Source organism: Lysinibacillus sp. BNK-21, assembly GCF_048684915.1.
GTDB classification, from domain to species: Bacteria; Bacillota; Bacilli; order Bacillales_A; family Planococcaceae; genus Lysinibacillus; species Lysinibacillus capsici.
In genome coordinates, this window is record NZ_JBLQTS010000001.1 from 2889983 (window position 1) to 2908089 (window position 18107).

The following is an 18107-nucleotide window of genomic DNA, read 5'->3' on the forward strand; positions in this document are numbered from 1 at the left end:
TTTTTAATCAATTAAGATTGTTGATCTGTTAAATATTCGCCTTCTTTGATAATGCCAGCCTTACGATCTTCAATTTCCAACCTTAATGCAGTTGGTACTGAAAGCTTATAGGCTAAAATTATCGCAATAACTCCCGCTAAAAACTTCCCTGCAATAACAGGTAAAATAATGGTTGGCTGGAAGTTCGCCGTGAATGATAAGTGATCACCTAATAAAAAGGCGGAACATACACCAAATGCAATGTTAATTACTTTGTCTTTTGGTGGCATATGGCGAATTAGTGTAAACATCGCTAAAATATTCGCAATCGTTGCTAAAATCCCAGCACTTCCTACAGAGGATAAGCCTAATTTTTTACCAGCTGCTTCAAGTGGCTTGGAAGCATACTTTCGAATTAGATACACCATTGGGAAGGCACCCGCTAGCATAATCCCGATATAACCGGCTGTTTCTAATGCTCGGAACTGATCGATTTCATCAGCCATGATTGGATCGAAGCCCCACGCGCCAAAAATCTTTGTAAAAATACCTGTAAAAATCTCAACAATAGAGAACACTAACACCAATTTAATTCCCGCATCCATTACACGACCGAATACCATGAAGCCAGTAATCATGCCGTTTGGAATAAGCTTTAAGCCTAGTGCGATTAAGATAACGAAAATGAATAAAGGTAGTAAGTTAATTAATATTTGTAAAACAGAAATGGCAAATACATATGTAGGAGCCTCTGTTGTACTAATGACTTCACGTACTTCTGTGTTGAATAGCACAATCATGATCGAAGAAATAAATGCACCAATCGGAATTGTTAAAACGCCAGCCATAATTCCTAGCGCCATGTATTTATGATCACGCTTATCCAACATCGCAAGGCCCATTGGAATTGAGAATACGATAGTAGCACCTGACATAAAACCAACAACAAGAGCCATTACCCATCCCTCATAAGACTCCTTTAATGCATTGGCTAATTGATAACCACCCATGTCCGAGGCTAAAATCGTAGTCGCTGCAATCGCAGGATCTGCACCAATTAACTCAAAAATCGGACTAATAAAATGACTAATAAACCATGTTAAGTAAGGTATAGCTGCCATGATCCCTGCTGCTGGGACAAAAATATGACCAACCGTATGGATCCCATTCATAAATTCTTTCCCAATTCCATACTCAGCATCTCGGATAGCTCCGATTGCCCCTAAAACAGCACAAATCATAATAATATAAACGATAACCGTTCCTATCATTGCCATCTTACTCATCACCCCTTTTTTATTTATAAATTTATATAAAAAAAGGCACTTTAAAGAAGAAATCTCTTTAAAGCGCCTTTGCTTCAACTATTGACTTGTAAGTTGTTAATAATTTGCTGTGCAATATGCACCATTTCCTGTTGTGTTTGCATGCTTTCATTGCGAATCTTACGGTAAGCCTCGTCCTCGCTTATATTTTCAGCCTGCATCAGCAAGCCCTTCGCTCGTTCAATGACTTTTCGCTTATCTAATTGTGTTTGCTTATGTAAGATCTCCCCATTGAGACGGTTGAATTTATCAATTTGATGAAAAGCAACCTCAAGCACAGGCAACACATTTTTTTCAGAAAACGGTTTCATTACATATCCTAATATATTATCCTGCTTCATGTATAGCAACAATTCTTTTTCACTATAGGCCGAGATGAAAAGAACGGGTATACCAAGCTGTTGTTCAATAATTTTACTTGCCTTTAAACCGTCAAGTTTAGGCATTTTAATGTCCATTAAGATTAACTGTGGTTTATGTAAAAAGGCTAATTCAATGGCTGTTTCCCCATTGTTCGCTTGAGCTACAACTTCGTAGCCGTTATCTTCTAACATAAACTTCAAATCAATCGCAATCAGTGATTCATCTTCGACAATCATAACTTTCCTAGTCATTTACGATAAATACCTCCTCACTTACAGGGAACTGAATTTGAGTATGTGTACCTTCATTACTAGGGATAATTGAAAATGAGCCAGCTAAATCATATTCTACAAGCCTTGTGATAATCTCCATACCAAAAGATGCCTTCACCTCTTGCATTCCAACGCCGTTGTCAGAAATATGAAGCGAAATTGTAGAATCTTCCTGAATGAATTGAATATCGATAACTCCTTCATCACGTCCGATAAACGCATACTTTAATGCATTTTGCAGTAGCTCACAAATAATGAGTGCTAAAGAGACTGCCTTTTTTGAATGGCAGAACAGCTGCAAATTTTCATGATGAAAGGCTAGTTGAATAGTTGCTGTATTAGACGTACCAATCATTTTATGACCAATTTTTTTAGCTAATGCGATAACGTCTACTCTTTCTTCAGCGTTATCTTCATTTTCTAAAATCAGCTCATACACCGATGAAATACTATAGATTCGATTTAATGCCTCTTGAAACGCACTTGCATTTGAAGCAGACAGATCATTTCGCATTTGTAAACGTAATAGACTTGTCACTGTCTGAAGATTGTTTTTCACGCGGTGGTGAATTTCTCGTATCGCAAATGTTTTCATCATTAGCTCATTTTCTTTCAGCTTAAGCTCTGTTAGATCATGAATAATGAGTAGCGTGACTTTCTCGTTATGACTGCGAATAGGAATCTTCTTCACAATAAAGGACTTACGATCAATCGTAATTTCTAGGAAAAAGACATCGTCGCCTTTATCATAGACCTCCTGTAAAAAAGGTAAGATTTTATCCAACGCTATATTGTCAAAATTTTCTAATCCAGATAGCTCCGAAATAAAATGATAGCCTGCTGGATTACTATAAATCACTTTATTTTCGTGATTTGTGAGAATAATCGACTCTACGAGTAAATCAGAAACAACTGGAATTGGTTGAGAATTAGGTTCGACAATATGCTCAATTAATGCAAACGGCATATTTTGAAAATCATCCTTCGGTGTCGTTTGCATCTTCACCATTTTTTCCTGAATCAACACAGCAATTACTTGCTGCTGCTCATTAAAAATGGGAATGACATTTTGCTCCACCGTTATGCCTTCCTGCGTAATTGCTCTGGAAATGGATGATTTTTCTTTATGTTTAAACGCAGCAAATACGGCTGGTTCAAAACTTTCAAATACGAATTTTCCGATAACTGATTTTTCGTATAAACCAATCTCTTTCTTCGGGAATGCCTCTGCCACAACAATTGCATGTGGTAAATTCTCCAACAGGCAATCTATGAACATGTAACAATCAGTCAACTCAGCATAATACGTTAGCGTAGCCTCTATTTCTATTAACTTGTCAATATCCGTTGCCGATAGATTTGTATATTTTCTACACAATGATTGAATGTTCGACAGGTTTAAGCCCCCTATCAAGGAATAGTCAGCAAGCAATTTGACTATTCTTAAAAATCTTTGTCATTATTATAAACCTTTTGTGAAATTATTTTCAATATAAAAAATATATTCTTTCACAAGATTTCGTTGCATTACAAAGAACTATATAGCTTAAAAGAGAAATATTCAACAGTTTTTTAAAGATCCATAATTTAACTACACACATAATGTTATTTCGATATAACAAAAAACGAGCTTACCGTTTGGGTAAACTCGCTTCTTTCTATTTTATTTCTGGTACAACTGCTACTATATTTTCAAAGGCTGCGCGCTGCTTTTGTTCATCTTCATTTAATAAAATGTGAATATCACCATGGTCATTCGATGTACGAATTAAGCGCCCCATCCCTTGCTGCAAGCGTAATTGCATGAAAGGTAATTCCACTTCCTCAAATGGGTTTTCGGCAAATGTACGTTTCGCATCAAATAATGGGTCCTGTGGAGGAAATGGTAAATCATAAATAATCACACGTGTTAATGCTTCCTCAGGCAAATCTAACCCCTCCCATAAATGATATGAACATAATGTTTTAACTGTTCCTTGCTGGAAGTCTCGAACAATGGCTGATAGCTCTCGATCTCCCTCAAATGCTACATACATACGTTCCATTAGCGGTAATTCTGCCTTGAAGTTTAGCATGGCTTGCTTCGATTTAAACAGAATCAACGTTTGCTCATCATCACGCAGCAACTGCTGAACACGCGCTGTTTTGTCTCGTTGTGTAAGCTCATGTAAATAGATTTTCATAACCTCTTCATAGTCGAATGGGGATGGTACAGAAAATGATTGGTAATCTCGAATTCCTAAACTATAGGCAATATAAGAAAAGTCTTTATTGACCGATAGAGTGGCAGAAGAAAAGACGATTGGAAGCTTTTTAGAGAATAATTTTTCTGCTAAAACTTCTGTGATTAAACGAGGCATAATGACGAGCGTTTCTTCACCATCTGTTTCCTCTAACCAATCTACTGCATCTCCCTGTGCGATGAAAATACGCAACGAAGCCTCATATTGTTCTAAATATTCTTCCGCCATATTTAGCTCATATTCAGGAATCATGTACATTTCTGATTCAAAAACGAATTCTTCCATCAATGTTTCTACATCATCTATTAATTGCTTCCCATAAGCAAGCAATGTTTTTGATTTGTTTATGCGTTTGCGATCTTCATTAGAAGCAACGATATCATCACGAAGCTGATCAAAAAATAGTTCATGATCATCCTGTAATTTCTCCATTGCATACAGTGTGCGCTCGCGTACACCATCTACCATTAAGCGCTCCAGTAATTGCACGATAGTCGTCGCCTGTACTTTATAGGTCATCGCTTTTTGCGCAGCATACTCCAATAAATGTCCTTCATCCAGCACCATCATTGATACCTCAGGCAGTAATGCTAACTGACCTTCACGCTCACGAGATTCCTTTGTAGCTAAATGCTCCATTAGAAAATCTTGTGAACAAATAACAAGATCGGTTGATTTTCGATAATGAGAGCGATGCAATGTTTGCCCACAGCGATTACGAAGGTCACAAACCGAACATTGCATAATCGAATTGTAATTAACCTTTTGCCAATCCTCATCACTGACTGTTGGATAATCACTGCGTTCCCCATATGGATGAACAGCAATCATCGAACCTTGTGCATAAACACCATCAGGGATAGAAAAGGAAATATCATCAATCCATTCATCCGACTCCACTTTCTCTGCTTCCTCAAAGCGTTTTAAGCATAAATACTGATCTCTCGATTTTGCTAGTCGAACATCAATATCAAGTCCTAACGTTTTTTGGAGTTTATAAATATCGCCCCCCTCTTTTACAAGTTGGTCGATTAATGTTTCATCTGCACAAGCAATCAACGCAGGTTTCCCTGTGTAACGTGCGTAGGAAATAGCTGGAAGCAAATAAGCGATCGTTTTGCCAGTTCCCACTCCTGCCTCTGCAAAGAGAACATTTTTTTCTTTTAGTGCTTGTTCTATTTGATAAGCCATAAAGATTTGCTCATCACGGCATTCAAAGCCCTTTTCTGGTAATTCATCATAAAGAACATCGCCCATCCAGTCACCTAATGAATCGAAAAATGAACGGTCCTTTGATAATGCAAATGGTAAAGATTTACGCAATTAATGTTCCCCCTCTAACTATCTGGTGCTATTATACGCGACGAAACGGAAGATAAGAAAAAATCTTATCTTCCGTTACTATTCGTTAATCTCTTTTAGACTTTTGACCCCAGAACTGATAATAATTTGTTTCAATAAAACCATTAAATAATTTACGTTTTTTCGTCGCTTGGCGTCCATATAATTCTTCAAAATTCTTCATGGAGGATAGCATATATACAGACCAAGTTGGATAGTTTTTCATGACCTTCCCAACATCGCGAATCACCTGTTCCACGACTTCCACATCACCAATACGCTCTCCGTACGGCGGGTTCCCAATCATGACACCATCCGTTAACTGTGTTGTAAAATCACGTGCTTGCATTTGCTTAAACGTGATTAACTCTCCAAAGCCTGCTTCCATTGCGTTTTCTTGCGCAATGCTGACCATACGGTGATCAATATCGGAACCAATAATTTCTAAAGGCTGATCATAGTTCGCTAAACTATCTGCTTCATCACGAACCGTATCCCAGATTGCAGCTTTCATCCATGGCCATTCCTCAGAAATAAATTCTCGGTTATAGCCTGGAGCTATATTTTGTCCAAACATCGCCGCTTCCAATGCAATAGTACCAGAGCCACAGAATGGGTCAACAAACGGGCGATTTGGATTCCATTTTGAAATTTGTACAAGTGCAGCTGCTAATGTTTCTTTTAATGGTGCCTCACCTTGAGCCTGACGATAGCCACGCTTATGTAGGCCAGCACCAGATGTATCAATCGTTAGTGTCGCCACATCTTTCAAAATTGAAACCTCAATTTTGTAAGTCGCTCCAGATTCATCTAAAAAGCCAAGTCGCTTATAATGCTGTTTCATTCGCTCAACGATTGCTTTTTTGGTAATGGCTTGACAATCAGGTACACTAAATAATTTCGATTTTACGGACTTTCCTGAAACAGGAAAAGCAGCGTCCACTGGTAAATACTTCTCCCAAGGGAGTGCCTTTACACTTTCAAATAATTGTTCGAACGATTTTGCTGGGAATTGCCCAACAACAATCTTTACACGATCCGCTACACGTAGCCATAGATTGGTACGTGCAATCGCCGTTTCATCGCCTTCAAAATATACTTTGCCATTGTCAACGGTTGTTTCATAGCCAAGTGCTTTTACTTCTTGTGCCACAATAGCTTCTAAGCCCATTGCTGACGTAGCTACTAATTGATAGTTTGCCATAGATTATTTCCTTCCTTGATGCTCAATTTCCCAATACTCCATAAACTCCATCAATTCGTTTAACGGGAGTGGTTTGCTGTAATAATAGCCTTGGATAATATCACAGTTCATTTTACGTAGTATATCCACTTGTTGTGCTTGTTCTACACCTTCAGCAACAACTTTCATTTTTAAGCGATGGGACATTTGAATAATCGCATCTACAACTGCCTGTTTTTCATCGAGTGATCCAATATGCTGGATAAAGCTACGATCAATTTTTAAACAATCTAATGGGAAGCGAACCAAATAGCTTAAGGATGAATAGCCAGTCCCAAAATCATCGATTGAGATTTTAAAGCCTAATTGTTTTAAACGAACCAATTTACTAACTGTCTCATTGGCACTGTTCATCACCGTTCGCTCTGTCACTTCTATTTCAAAATTGTTAGCTGGCATATTATAGCGCTCTAATATTGTTTGTATCGACTCCAAAAAATTCTGCTGTTTAAAGTGAATGCTCGAGATATTAATGGCGACAGGTGTTTTCCAACCATATTGTTGCATTTGAATGACTGCCTCACATGCTTTTTCGATAATAAGCTCACTTAATGGAATGATTAGACCTGTATCCTCCGCATAAGTGATAAACTCAGCAGGCGAAACAAAGCCTAGCCTCTCGCTATTCCAGCGGACTAGTGCTTCTAAACCTTGAATCTGCTCATTTTCCATAGAAATCTTTGGCTGAAAATGTAGCTCAAATTCACGGTTTTCTATTGCTCTTCTTAACTCAGAATCTAGCAATAGCACTCGTTGTGCGTCGGTTTGCAGTTCATCAAAATAGAAGGAATAGCCGTTTAATTCATTCTTTTTTGAATAAGTCATCGCTCTATCTGCACAATTGATCAGTTCTTCTGTGTTTTTACTATCAACTGGATAAACGCTAATACCAATACTTGTAGAAATAAAAACTTCCTGATCATTTATCATCATTGGCTGTTCAATACTACTAATAATTTGTTCAGCAAATTTTGCAGCCTCTTTCACATTTTTCACATTGGTTAATGTAATGACGAATTCATCTCCGCCATATCTTGCAATAATATCTTTATTTTTCAGTAATTTTTTTAGTCGATTTGCTACTTCTATTAAAATTGAATCTCCAACAGCATGGCCTAATGTATCATTAATTTGCTTAAATCGATCCAAATCTAAGAAATAGATCGCATGCTGCACTGAATGAGAAATAGCAGAAGTCGATTCCAAGAGATTATCCATTCTTTCGATATAGGCAAAACGATTGGATACATCTGTTAATGAATCCGTGAGCAAACGCTTTTCTAATTCATTTTCTACTATTTTTCTTTCAGACAAATCTGTGAAAATACCACAGTAATTTGTAACCTCACCCTCATCGTTGGTTACACAAACAATTGTTAACCATTCAGGATATACGTCTCCAGTTTTACGACGATTCCATATCTCACCTTGCCAAATGCCTTCTTGTCGTATCTGCTCCCACATCTCTAAATAGAACGGCAATTCATGTACACCAGATTGTAAAACGGCTGGCGTTTTTCCAACCACATCATCACATGTATAGCCTGTCACAAATTCAAAGGCAGGATTAACCATTACTATTTTTTTGTATTCATCAGTAATCATGATACCTTCAGATACATTTTCGAAGATTTTAAGTATTAAGGAAGTCGGATATTTAGATATCAGTTTCAGTTTATCCGTACTTTCCCAATTGTTTACTCCGTTCATGTTTCCGCTCCATCCTATCTCTCTATACTCCCTCTCAGAAGGGCATTTACGTCAGGCCAACCACTATGTAATCTATTACGCTCGGTGTAATTGTCACTGACGCTTCTCTTTCGTGCAATGAATGCGTCCAGATTTTTCGAATTTGCTCGAAAAGCGCCTCAAGTAAATCTATGACAATCGCCGAAGGCATTCTCTTGATAAACAGGTAACCATACACCTAAACTGATAAACCATTTATAGAGGTGGTTGTTATACCTGGCGTTTGCTTACAATACAAGTATGTGAGCAGTCAAGATCAATACATCACATTGATGCTATAACCGTTTTCAGATGTTGTGACTTAGAAGCGGTAGCGATACTTCTCAAACGTATAGCGCATACCAAGACTTGATTAACAAGGTTACTTTTTCCTCATGAATTCAAAATAAAAGCTCTCCACCGAATTGGAGAGCGCTTGTTATTTCGTAGATAAGCATCAAAAAATTCCATAAGCCATGTTTTGTTCCCGAGTACTCAAACAGCTTGCGCCTCGTACGATCAGGTGGTAATCATCTATCTACAGAGCAAACTCTGTCCCTCTATCCGTTCAATTCCTTCTAGAGAGTGCCCCTACCATAATTTGGGTTTCTCACTCGTGGGGTTTACCTCGTTCCACCTTGCAAGTTTCCAAGCAAGCTTCGTCACTGTGGCACTTTCAGGAAGTGTCAACCATATCCAGAGGACTTAGGTTTTCCTTCCGCCGTCAGCCTTAATAGCTGCCTTACCTTATTTTTTCAGTAAGCACGAACACTACGGTCATCTCAGAACCGTGCGAGCATGGACTTTCCTCTACGACGTCTAGCGCCGCAGCGATTACCAGAATTTCGTGATGATACGAAAGATTATACTAGAGTTTTATGTTAAATACAATATAATTGACTAAATTTATTCGTACAGCTTGCTACCAAATACATGTTTTTCTAAATTAGAAAGACGTTTTAAAATATCAAAATTCGTTGTACCAGCTGCCGCTGAAGCAACCGGTTGTCTCTTAGGTGTGCTTTCAATTTCTTCTTTTAACTGTCTATTTTCTTCACGTAGTTGGGCCACCACTTTTTCAAACGTTTCATAGTCTTGAATAATTTCATCAAGAAAAGAATCTACTTCTTCTACATTGTAGCCTTTAAAGTTCTTTTTAAATTCCTTTTCAAGGATCATTTTTGACGTTAATTTAATGTCCATTCACATCGCCCTTCCTCACACTACATACACGAATACATTATAGCATACTTCATCACATTATATCGTCTGAAAATACTAATTGTAAGGCTAAACTTGTCGTTTCACGCGCTTACCCACGAATTTATTTCTTATTTCCTAATCTGTGTAGTCTCTTTTCCCAAGAAATTTCCCATTTTTGTTTTTGTTCTGCTCTCCATTGCCCATTATTCCGAATGAGACGTATGCCTTCTTGCGTATAATAAAGGGCCTGCTCATAATCCTTCATTTGGTGCTCATAAAGTATGGCTAGCTGCTCAAGGGCATGTAACTTTGTTCTTGCTTCAACAAAATGAAGGGATGCCACGAATGAGTCAATAGCTTCACTATAGCGTTTATTCTTCTTGTGCTGTAAAGCTAAATAATATTGAGCATTGCCCGCTTCTAGCGCATCAAATTTTGATGTCACCTTTTCTAAAATCTTCACACTTTGTGTGCTTTCTCTTAAATCACCATACCATTTCCCAATGTTGGTGAAAGTTTTTGCTGATTCTTCATAGTCCTGCTCGAACAATAAATACGTAGAATGACTATACAGTGTGATAAGTGATAGTAAATCCCACTCATTATGATGCAAAACCTTTATAAGAGCATCTGGAATGCCACTTTTTACTGCATCCAAATAAATAATAGGTGCGAGATGGCCTGGAATATCCTCTTTACGCGAAAAACCAAGCTTTTCTTCCTCGACAGATTTTAATTTTAAGCGCTCCATATCATTTTTCCATAAACGCTTCGAACTATGCAACAAATCGATCTGTCGCTGAGAGCGTAATTTTGGTAAGGTTTTTTGATGCAATGTCCATCGTGTTTCAAGCTGTGGCCAATCAAAGCTTTTCCCATTATAGGTAATCACAGTAGCTGACTTTTGCCAAAGCTTGGATTCAAATAAGAAGGCTGCTTCATGTGCAGGATCTGCCATAATATATTGTGTGAGGATAAAGGATTCTTCAGCTACTTCTAAAAATCCAAGCAAAAAAATATGGGTCCCAACACCCTTTAAACCTGTTGTTTCCGTGTCAAAAAATAAGACGGACTCTTCCATATCTAACGCATAAGGATGATCAAACTCAGCATCTTGCCATTTTTTCAGGGCTTCAAAGAATGATTGCAGTTGATAATGTCCATGCTGATAGCTAAACGGATAGCTTACTTGACGCTTAAATACGATGCCGAAATCATTTTCAACAACCGTTAGTCCCGCCTGTTTCCATTGCTCTGTATAGCTTGGCCTAGCAGGCTTTTGGAACGCTGGTTCTTCAACCTTTTTAGCGGACATCGGTTTTTTTCCCAGCATTTTTTTCATTTGTAATATTTTATTTTCGTAAGACATGAATTTCACTCATTTTCTGCTTATTGTATAAGACATCTCTCTTGCAAGAGTAACATGATTGTTAACCTCATTCAAAATATTCTTCGATGAAATCGATTTACCATGAATACAAACAAGAGGGTGAAAGAACATATTGGCGTTCCTCACCCTCTGTTTACTATGCCATTAATTGTTGCAGTAATTTAGCTACCTTTCCTTTTGATTGAAGCAATGATTCTTGTGCCCCAATACAGGAAGGACAGCCCGATTCACATGCACAATTTGTAACATGCTCATATGTTTTCATGATTAGCTCTTCCCATAGTTCATATACCTTTTCACTTAAGCCGATGCCACCAGGATACTTATCATAGACAAAAAACGTTGGCCGCTCATTATGTGTGGCCTTCACCTGTGGTACAACGGCTACATCACTACTATCACATTGAATAAACAAAGGAATGAAGGCATTCATCGCGTAGGCTACCCCAGTCATAGCATCTGTTAGCTCTTCCTCTGTCCATTTATCAGGTGCTGTAAACGATAGCCACGAAGCACTTGTATGCATTTCATCAGGTGGTAAATGTATAGGTCCTGAGCCAATATTGTCATGTGTGCCGAAGCGTATTTTCTTGAAAATCGTTGCTTGTGCAACTAAGCCAACATCGCCAAAGCAGATTGTACCACCTGCATATGAACGGTTACGATCTTCCTCTAAAACTTTCATTTCAACTGCTAGATTGGCATCTGTATAGTAATCAACATCTACTTCACGTACGTAGGCTTTCTTTTCTTCCCAGTCAAGCTTCTCTACTTGGAACTGAATGCCTTGGTGCAAGTAAATGGCTTCTTCATGCAAGAGTGTCATGGCACTATGACGATCCATTTCACCAATAACCTTTGTCTGTGCAGGAATGGTAAGATCAATAATGACTACATTTTCTTGTGACGCTGAACGTAAGCTAATATCATGCGCCGGGAAACGATCACTCATCCAATGCCATTTATCACTCGTCTTAAAAACTACCCCTTCTTCTGCTAAATACTCCAGCAATTCTTGTATGTCATATTCTCCATACGTATCGCCTGTTGAAAAAGGTAGCTCGAAGGCAGCACATTTCAAATGATCCATTAAAATCAGCATATTTTCTGGATAAATACGTGCTTCCTCTGGTGTACTGCCTAGTAAAAATAGTGGATGATTGACTACATACTGGTCCAATGCGGAAGATTGCGCAACATAAATAATCAATGCCTCATCCTGACGTCTCCCTGCACGTCCTGCTTGCTGCCAAGCACTCGCAATATTTCCTGGGTAACCTGTCATAATACATGCTTGTAATTGACCAATATCGACACCTAATTCTAATGCATTGGTGCTAACTACTGTCTGGATTGTCCCATCACGTAAGCCTTTTTCGATGACACGTCGTTCAGATGGCAGATACCCACCTCGATAGCCACGTACAGATTCATCGAGCAGCTTATTACGTGTAAGTTCCTTTAAATAGGTTACAATCATTTCTACTCGTACCCTACTTTTGGCAAAAATAATGGATTGAATGCCAGCCGTGTACAACCTCTTAGCTAAATCACTTACCTCTAATACAGCACTTCTACGCACGCCAAATGTTTTATGAATAATTGGCGGATTGTAAAAAAGAAAGGTTTTCTTACCAACTGGAGCACCCGAATCAGCAATGAGCATGTGAGATTCATTCGTTAGTAGCTCAGCAAGCTCTTTAGGATTTTTTATGGTAGCCGATGTACAAATAAACACTGGTTTACTCCCATAAAATTCACAAATTCTTTTTAATCTCCGAATAACATGCGCCACATGGGAACCAAACACACCTTTGTATGTATGCAATTCATCAATCACAATATATTGTAGATTCTCAAAAAGTGAAACCCATTTTGTATGATGCGGCAAAATCCCCGAATGAAGCATATCAGGATTCGTCATCACGATATGCCCTGCCTTACGAACCTTTTGGCGAATGCCTGGAGCCGTATCTCCATCATAGGTATAGCTTAAAATCTCCTCACCGCTTTGCTCAATGAGCTCATTCAAATCATTTTTCTGGTCCTGTGCCAGTGCCTTTGTTGGAAATAAATAAATGGCACGTGCATTTTTATCCTCCATTATTTTTTGTAGCACTGGCAGATGATAGCAATAGGATTTACCTGAAGCAGTTGGCGTAACCGCTGTAAAAGATGTACCACTCTGTGCCAAATCAAATGCCTCTCGCTGATGTGTATAAAGCTGCTCAATCCCTCTTGTCTGTAAGGCTTTCACTAAAGAAGGATGTAAATTCCTAGGAAATGGTGCATAGTTCGCTGGACGCCCCTCTAATGTTTGCCAGTGCAGGATACGCTCTTTAAGTTCTTCATCATATCTCCACTCATGTAAAAGCTCACTAATCGTTCGTTTCTTCGATAGCATCCTTTTCTCCCTCCTTAACTAATCGTTCAAATATTTTCAAAGTATAGGAAGTAGAATGTATGGCATCTAAAAAACGTTTTTTACTTGTTTCTTTATAAAAAGATTGCACAACAAATTGCTCCATCGATTCAACGACTGAAGCAATTTGTTGCGTATGCATGTATTTTGGTCGATTTTTTTGAATCCATTTATTGGCTTCTTGCTGCCATACCTTTAAAAGTTGATGAATTTCATCTGCATGTGGCTTTACCTCTTGAAAAAAATCAGGTGTTCGATCTTCCTCACGCATTTGCCAAAAACGTGAAACGCACTGATCACATTCATCTATTAATTTGGATGTTTGCTGGATAACTAACAATTTTGCACCTCATCTCTCAACAATTATACATAGCAAATATATTTCGTAGTGACGGCATATACATGCTGAGTATGTTTTGTTCAGCTCGTCATCTATGGAAATATCACTGTTTATGACACCTATTTACCACACCTTTATGGAAAATAATGTATCAATCTTCATGCTATTGCGTTAGTTCAATTGCTTATAAGATAAGTGTACCAAAGTCTATGATTTTTCACTACTAATAGGCGAACAAGCATTCTTTACTTGCCAGTTCTTTTCTGCTAAGCTTACTTTCTGGCTAACCGCTTTAAGTTGCATAAAAAAATGCAAACTATGAGCATTGTTTTCCAATGACACTCTCGTGAAAAGTAATTGATTGACCAGATCTAACTGCGCAACTAATTGTTCTAACTTGTTCAAAATAACGCCTCCTTTGCTTTACTTTAGTATTCCTCGTATGTATAGAATTACCTTCAGGCGTGACAAAATAAGCGTAAGTTAGCTGAAAGAAGAAGATTTTCGATAAAATTTTAATAGTGAACCTCTGACCAAAAAAATCGTCATGAATGAAAGGTTGCTGTGTGAGTATATTTTCATCCCAATGACCTATTTAAATTTATCAGTTATTTTGACGATTCTAGTAATAATAAAGCTGGCGATTTTTCGACGCAAATTATTCATACGTACCATTTGTTTTCTACTATTCTAGTAACAATTTCATGAATGATGGAGGTAGAGAACAGCTATTATATCATGGTAAACTAGTGGATAGAAAAGCAGTAAGGTAAAGGGTGAGTTTAATGACAATTCGTTATCCAAACGGGAAATTGTATACCCCAAATGCTTCTGTACAGAAAACAGAAAAAAAGAGCAAAAGCAAAGATTTATCTTTTAGTAATCGCGGGAAGACGCTAGAAGATGAAATTAATGAAGCAAACGACTATTATATAAAAAGGCGACTTGCTATCATTCATAAGAAACCTGTTCCTGTGCAAATCGTCAAAGTAGAGTACCCTTCACGAAGTGCTGCTGTCATTCGTGAAGCTTATTTTCGAACACCCTCTACAACCGACTACAATGGTGTTTGGAATGGGCATTATATAGATTTTGATGCAAAGGAAACTGCTTCCAAAACAAGTTTCCCCTTAAAAAATATTCATGAGCATCAAATGACACATATGCAGCAAGTGACGGAACAAAATGGTGTGGCTTTTATTATCGTTCGTTTTTCTGCTTTTGAACGATATTTTATTGTGCCATACAAAGTTTTACAAAAGGCCTGGCAAGCAATGGAAAATGGCAATCGTAAATCGATACCCTTTTCGATCATCGAAGAAGAGGCATATGAAATTCCCACGAGCTATTATCCGCGTATCGATTATTTACCTATCATCCAACAATTGATTGATGCAAAATGCTACGGGTCTGAAAGTGAGGAGAAATAAGAATGACTGAACGTCGTCGAACACGTGGAGAGCATCAAAAAGCTCTCGCTGAAAAAAATAAAAAGAAAAAAACGAAACCAGCCTCATCCGCTAAGACATGGTTTAAACGCATTTTCTTAACTGTCTTAGCCATCGGTGTAGCAGGCTTAATTGGAGGAGGTGCATTATTTGCCTTCTATGCAAGCACGGCTCCTGAGCTCGATGAAGAATTATTGAAAGATCCTGTTTCTTCAGAGTTCTACGATAAAAACGGTGAATTATTTGCAACAATCGGTGCTGAAAACCGTAAATATATAAAATATGAAGATATACCTGAAGATATGATCAATGCTATTCTGGCTACAGAAGATGTACGCTTTTTTGAGCATCATGGTATGGATTTTTATCGTCTAGGCGGTGCAATCCTTGCAAACTTCCGTGATGGCTTTGGTGCGCAAGGTGCATCAACTTTAACACAACAAGTAGTCAAAAACTCATTTTTACAAAACGAGAAGAAATTAAAGCGTAAAGCACAGGAAGCATGGCTTGCCTTCCAATTAGAGCGTAAGTATACGAAAGAAGAAATTTTTGAAATGTACTTCAACAAAATGCTTATGTCAGGTCGTATCTATGGCTTCGGTACAGCCTCACAATACTTCTATGGTAAAGAATTAAAAGATTTAACTTTAGATGAAGAAGCACTATTAGCAGGGCTAGTGCAACGACCAAATGCGTATAATCCATTAAAAAACCCTGAGCTTGCAAAAAAACGACGTAATACCGTTTTAGGATTAATGTATCAACACGGAAAAATTTCTAAAGCCGAAATGGAAGAAGCCAAAAAAGCAGAAGTTCAATCAGGTTTAGCGGATGATGCAACACGCCAATCATTTGCAGGTTCCAAATATGATGCCTTCCTGGATATTGTTATTAATGAATTAGAAAATAATGGTGACGGTTCGGCAATGGCAGAAGGAATCAAAGTCTATACGACGCTTGATCCAAATGCTCAACAAGTTGTAGAAAATGTGATGAATGATGATAGTAATTTCCCAACTGAAGATATTCAGTCAGGTGTGGCGGTCGTTGATACAAAAACAGGTGCCATTCAAGCCGTTGGTGGCGGTCGTAAATATGGTGCAGAACGTGGCTGGAATTATGCCGAGGACTTAACAAATAATCAACCAGGTTCCACAATGAAACCATTAGTCGACTATGGGCCAGCAATTGAATATTTAAAATGGTCTACAGGTCAAACACTTGTCGACGAACCAATGAACTATACAGGTACAAAGCAAACAATCACAAACTGGGATGGCAGATATATGGGTGCCATGACTGCACGTAAAGCATTATATGCTTCACGGAACGTTCCAGCTGTCAAAGCATTACAGGAGGTTGGCACAGAAAAAGCCAAGGAATTTGTTGGACGTTTAGGAATTGAAACAGAAAACCTCTATGAGTCCGATGCAATTGGCGGTGGTGCTATTACTATCTCTCCTATTCAAATGGCAGCTTCCTATGCTGCTTTCGGTAATAATGGGGTCTATACAGATCCACATTCGATTACAAAAATTGTCTATCGAGATGGTAAAACGTCTAAAAACTATACACCTGAGTCTAAAGTGGCTATGAATGATTATACGGCTTACATGGTAACAGACATGCTACGTGATGTAGTCGGCAATAAGCCTGATGCCTCAGGAACTGCAGCCAATGTGCCTGGCTTGGATATCGCAGGTAAAACAGGTACAACTAACTATTCAGCAGAAGACTTTAACAAATATAATTTACCGAATACAAGTGTGCCAGATTCATGGTTTGCTGGTTACACAACTAACTATTCCATCGCTATATGGAGTGGCTATGAAAAACACTTTGATCCAATTACAACGTGGGAAGAACGTCGATTACCACAAAACTTATTTAAGACGATTATGCAAGAAATTTCAGCGAATGTTGAGACAGCTAGCTTCAAAAAGCCAAGTACTGTTGTAGAAGCAACGGTGGAAGTAGGCTCTAAACCTTTAAGATTGGCAAGTGACTATACACCTAGCGAACTACGTCAAACCGAGTTATTCGTTCGCGGGACTGAACCAACAGAGGTTTCTGAGGTCTATGAGGCGCCAGAGCTATCTACACCTTATAATGTTTCAGCAAACTTAGATTTAGGAGCACAGTCGATCAATATTTCTTGGGAACATGATGCCATCCTAAATCCAGAAACCGATGAACCATTACCAACTTCATTTGAAGTTTCTGCCACACGTGAAGGTGGAGAAACGGTTGTCCTTGGCACAGCAGACACGAAAGGCCTAACTGTTGCTAACACACTTGAAGATGGTAACTATACAATCTCTGTCGTAGCCATTGTAGATGGCACACGCAGTGAGCCTGGGACAACTACCTTCCAGATCACAACTACCCCTGAGGAAGATTTGGAAACGGAAGATCCAGATGAACCAGATATTGATTTACCGATTGATCCTGGTCAAGAGGATAATGATCAAGGTAATAACAATAATGGTAATGGCAACAACGGTAATAACAACAATAATAATGGTAATAACGGGCATGGAAATGGTAATGGGCATGGAAATAACGGCAATGGTGGAAACAATGGCAATAATGATGGAAATCAGCAGCCAACACCTCCTACCGAGCCTACCAACCCAAATGAAGAAGACCAAAGCTCAGAATAAAGAAAAAAACCGAGAAGCAGTTCATTCACTGCTTCTCGGTTTTTTTATTGATGAAGGGCTCTGAGGAGGCTATCCGTCAGTTTTGAAGGTCTATCCTTCACTCTACAAGGTCTATCCGCCACTTTTCGCGTCCTATCCTTCACTTTA

The 18107-nt window shown here is 38.4% G+C and carries 13 protein-coding genes and 1 other RNA gene; 2 read left to right on the plus strand and 12 right to left on the minus strand.

Features of this window, described 5'->3' with window-relative positions; all coding sequences use genetic code 11:
* Positions 1-11: 11 nt before the first annotated feature.
* The 12 genes from eutH to ACMGGO_RS14975 all read right to left on the minus strand — a co-directional run bounded on the left by eutH (position 12) and on the right by ACMGGO_RS14975 (position 14254).
* Positions 12-1256, minus strand: a complete 1245-nt coding sequence (gene eutH, locus ACMGGO_RS14920) for an ethanolamine utilization protein EutH (protein WP_054550774.1) — start codon at positions 1254-1256, stop codon at positions 12-14.
* An 83-nt stretch (positions 1257-1339) separates the two neighbouring features.
* On the minus strand, positions 1340-1918 hold the full coding sequence (locus tag ACMGGO_RS14925; protein ID WP_004269312.1) for an ANTAR domain-containing response regulator: 579 nt from the start codon (positions 1916-1918) through the stop codon (positions 1340-1342).
* Entirely contained in the window at positions 1911-3371 is a 1461-nt protein-coding gene (locus tag ACMGGO_RS14930) for a sensor histidine kinase (protein ID WP_026023345.1), read from the minus strand. Before ACMGGO_RS14930 ends, ACMGGO_RS14925 begins: the two co-directional genes overlap by 8 nt.
* A 226-nt stretch (positions 3372-3597) precedes the next feature.
* Entirely contained in the window at positions 3598-5505 is a 1908-nt protein-coding gene (locus ACMGGO_RS14935) for an ATP-dependent DNA helicase (protein WP_066037672.1), read from the minus strand.
* Positions 5506-5590: 85 nt separating this feature from the next.
* A complete protein-coding gene (locus ACMGGO_RS14940; RefSeq protein ID WP_048389991.1) occupies positions 5591-6727 on the minus strand; it encodes a THUMP domain-containing class I SAM-dependent RNA methyltransferase in 1137 nt (378 codons plus the stop codon).
* 3 nt (positions 6728-6730) lie between these two features.
* Positions 6731-8476: a GGDEF domain-containing phosphodiesterase gene (locus ACMGGO_RS14945; RefSeq protein ID WP_054550770.1), complete on the minus strand. Its 1746-nt coding sequence runs from the start codon at positions 8474-8476 to the stop codon at positions 6731-6733.
* Positions 8477-8959: 483 nt separating this feature from the next.
* An RNA gene (gene rnpB, locus ACMGGO_RS14950) (RNase P RNA component class B) lies at positions 8960-9340 on the minus strand.
* 60 nt (positions 9341-9400) lie between these two features.
* Positions 9401-9697 (minus strand): cell division regulator GpsB, encoded by a 297-nt coding sequence (gpsB, locus tag ACMGGO_RS14955; RefSeq protein WP_004269307.1) that lies wholly within the window; start codon positions 9695-9697, stop codon positions 9401-9403.
* 121 nt (positions 9698-9818) lie between these two features.
* Positions 9819-11066, minus strand: coding sequence for a ribonuclease H-like domain-containing protein (locus tag ACMGGO_RS14960; protein WP_420282003.1), 1248 nt, complete (start codon positions 11064-11066; stop codon positions 9819-9821).
* A 157-nt stretch (positions 11067-11223) separates the two neighbouring features.
* Positions 11224-13491, minus strand: a complete 2268-nt coding sequence (locus ACMGGO_RS14965; protein ID WP_257961385.1) for a DEAD/DEAH box helicase — start codon at positions 13489-13491, stop codon at positions 11224-11226.
* Positions 13466-13849: a YppE family protein gene (locus ACMGGO_RS14970; RefSeq protein WP_054550767.1), complete on the minus strand. Its 384-nt coding sequence runs from the start codon at positions 13847-13849 to the stop codon at positions 13466-13468. Before ACMGGO_RS14970 ends, ACMGGO_RS14965 begins: the two co-directional genes overlap by 26 nt.
* A gap of 207 nt (positions 13850-14056) precedes the next feature.
* Entirely contained in the window at positions 14057-14254 is a 198-nt protein-coding gene (locus ACMGGO_RS14975) for a hypothetical protein (RefSeq protein ID WP_004225568.1), read from the minus strand.
* A gap of 380 nt (positions 14255-14634) precedes the next feature.
* Here ACMGGO_RS14975 and recU point away from each other — a divergent pair, with 380 nt between their 5' ends.
* Together recU and ACMGGO_RS14985 are read left to right on the plus strand one after the other, a co-directional pair.
* Positions 14635-15279, plus strand: a complete 645-nt coding sequence (gene recU, locus ACMGGO_RS14980; protein WP_048389981.1) for a Holliday junction resolvase RecU — start codon at positions 14635-14637, stop codon at positions 15277-15279.
* Positions 15280-15281: 2 nt separating this feature from the next.
* Complete coding sequence (locus ACMGGO_RS14985) at positions 15282-17960, plus strand: penicillin-binding protein 1A (RefSeq protein WP_288583722.1); 2679 nt, start codon at positions 15282-15284, stop codon at positions 17958-17960.
* Positions 17961-18107 lie beyond the last annotated feature (147 nt).

Bases quoted from the DNA above. Each gene is read 5' to 3' on its own strand.
- eutH (WP_054550774.1), bottom strand. From the start codon at position 1,256: ATGGCAATGATAGGAACGGTTATCGTTTATATTATTATGATTTGTGCT.
- ACMGGO_RS14925 (WP_004269312.1), bottom strand. From the start codon at position 1,918: ATGACTAGGAAAGTTATGATTGTCGAAGATGAATCACTGATTGCGATT.
- ACMGGO_RS14940 (WP_048389991.1), bottom strand. From the start codon at position 6,727: ATGGCAAACTATCAATTAGTAGCTACGTCAGCAATGGGCTTAGAAGCT.
- ACMGGO_RS14945 (WP_054550770.1), bottom strand. From the start codon at position 8,476: ATGAACGGAGTAAACAATTGGGAAAGTACGGATAAACTGAAACTGATA.
- gpsB (WP_004269307.1), bottom strand. From the start codon at position 9,697: ATGGACATTAAATTAACGTCAAAAATGATCCTTGAAAAGGAATTTAAA.
- ACMGGO_RS14960 (WP_420282003.1), bottom strand. From the start codon at position 11,066: ATGTCTTACGAAAATAAAATATTACAAATGAAAAAAATGCTGGGAAAA.
- ACMGGO_RS14965 (WP_257961385.1), bottom strand. From the start codon at position 13,491: ATGCTATCGAAGAAACGAACGATTAGTGAGCTTTTACATGAGTGGAGA.
- recU (WP_048389981.1), top strand. From the start codon at position 14,635: ATGACAATTCGTTATCCAAACGGGAAATTGTATACCCCAAATGCTTCT.
- ACMGGO_RS14985 (WP_288583722.1), top strand. From the start codon at position 15,282: ATGACTGAACGTCGTCGAACACGTGGAGAGCATCAAAAAGCTCTCGCT.